General features: G+C 67.8%; 2 protein-coding genes. One reads left to right on the top strand and one right to left on the bottom strand.

The window, feature by feature from the left end:
- Positions 1 to 790 precede the first annotated feature (790 nt).
- Entirely contained in the window at positions 791 to 1,198 is a 408-nt protein-coding gene (locus tag E1285_RS44890; RefSeq protein WP_132161004.1) for an STAS domain-containing protein, read from the bottom strand.
- A gap of 182 nt (positions 1,199 to 1,380) precedes the next feature.
- On the opposite strand from E1285_RS44890, the gene E1285_RS44885 reads away from it, so the two are divergent.
- On the top strand, positions 1,381 to 1,809 hold the full coding sequence (locus E1285_RS44885; protein ID WP_132161003.1) for a hypothetical protein: 429 nt from the start codon (positions 1,381 to 1,383) through the stop codon (positions 1,807 to 1,809).
- Positions 1,810 to 1,818: the final 9 nt, after the last annotated feature.

Genomic DNA, 1,818 nt, shown 5'->3' with positions numbered 1-1,818 from the left:
GGGTTGGTTGGGAACCGAAAGCACCTGAGCGTTGCGCGCCTGCTGGGCGTTGAGCGCCTGGGGTCGTTAGCGGGCAACTGGCTGCGGGTGCCCTGACCACGTTCGTTTCGATGCCCGCGTTGGTTTCCGGTTTCCGGCGGGGCGGGGCCACGGCTGCCGGTGCGCGCCGTAGCTCCGCGCGGGCCGTGACCCCGGATCCCCCCGCCTCGGATGTGCGCTCGCGACTCAGGGACGGTTCCGGCTGGACAGCAGAACCGCCCCTCCCCCACCAAAATCACGCCTAGCGCTCACTCGATGACGAAACGAAGCTACTGCTTGGCGAGGTTTCCGACGGCGGATCGCGACGAGCGGCGCAAACGGTGCGATGAACGGTTTGGACGCTGCTGTACCGGCGGCCGGTTTGCCCTGCTCATAGCGAGGTAATGACGTTTATGAGGTTTGTCCTTGGACAGTAGAGGGGCCGGGGGTATGTCGCCGTGGCAGTCACACCGCATGCGCCAGGTCGCCGTGACCGATGCCGGGGAAGAGGAATGGGCGTGCGGGGCATGTGCGCGGCGGATCCGGGTGCGCTGGCCTCCGAGGTACCACAAGACGGTTGTGGAACCGGGTGACGTGCGGGTCTCTCATGTCTGTGCTGCGGGGGCCGCTGCGGAAGTAGGGGCGCAAGAGGAATGCGGGTGGCGACTGCGTGAGGCGCGCATGCTCGGTCGTCCTGATCTAGGGACCGGGTGAACGCGGGACGTGCACGGGTTGCTGGCCGGGGTCTGGGTCCGGACCGATCGGCCTGGGTTCAGTGCGCGTCTTCAAGCGGGTCGCCCTGGGGCTGGGCGGGTTCGTCTGGCGAGTGGAGCGCAACGGGGCCGGTGCTGGTGGCGTCCTGGACGGTCGGGAAGATGGGGATGATGTTGCTGATCCCGGCGATGCTGGTGACTCGCTGGAGCGGGTGAGACAGTCCGGCCAGGGCGATGGTTCCCTCTCGGCTGCGGAGCGTCTTGTAGGCGCGTATGAAGATGGCTAGGCCGTTGGAGTCCATGAACGACAACGCGGTGAGGTCGAGGATCAGGTGCGGGGTCGGGCCTGAGAGCGCGTGGGTCATCGCGGCTTCAGCGATGCGGGCAGTGGAGTAGTCGAGTTCGCCGTCGAAGGTGATCACGGCGAAGTCGCCCTGGATCGCGCTTGATGTGGTGAGCAGCGTCATCCCTTGCCTCCTCGCTGAGAAGTGTCGGGTCTGAGTTTTTCACCTGGTGGGCGATGCGGCGACGGGTCTTTGCATCCTGACCGGGGGCGGTCGCGCGTTGACGCTTGGGTGGGTGGCGTGGTGCGCGGGTTGTGCGGGTATGACGGTGTTCCGGTCGGGGGCTCGTCACGGGGACGGTGCGCATGGGTCAGGTACGGGTGGTGTTCGATGGTCCACGACAGTTCGGCGGGGTCACGCTCACCGAGATGACGGTGGATGCTGACCGGCTGGTGCTGATGTCGGATGGCAAAGTGGCGCTCGATATTCCGGCGGGGATCGTGGAAACGCTGGATGGTGGGGCGGCGTCGCGGACGGCTCGGCTGCGTGGGCGGAATCAGAACCATGGCCGGTCGTGGCAACCGGCTGAGGAAGCGGAGTTGCGGCGGCTGTGGGACGCGATGGGCGTTGGGGAGCTGGCAGCGCATTTCGGGCGGTCGCGCGGTGCGATCAGTTCGGCGGCGCGGCGGCTCAAGCTGCCTGAGCGTCCGCGTGGGAAGGGGCGGCCGGTGGCCGGGCACTCTGGCCAGCAGCCGGCGGGCGCCCCTGCGCGGGATGGGGAACCTTCCGGGTGAGGTGGGCGG

Origin of the sequence: Actinomadura sp. 7K507 (assembly GCF_004348425.1) — a bacterium.
GTDB lineage: Bacteria > Actinomycetota > Actinomycetes > Streptosporangiales > Streptosporangiaceae > Spirillospora.
This window is presented reverse-complemented; position numbering and strand designations above follow the sequence as displayed.

What these genes read in the sequence shown, in the direction of transcription:
- E1285_RS44885 (WP_132161003.1), top strand. Translation starts at nt 1,381, where the DNA reads ATGGGTCAGGTACGGGTGGTGTTCGATGGTCCACGACAGTTCGGCGGG.
- E1285_RS44890 (WP_132161004.1), bottom strand. Translation starts at nt 1,198, where the DNA reads ATGACGCTGCTCACCACATCAAGCGCGATCCAGGGCGACTTCGCCGTG.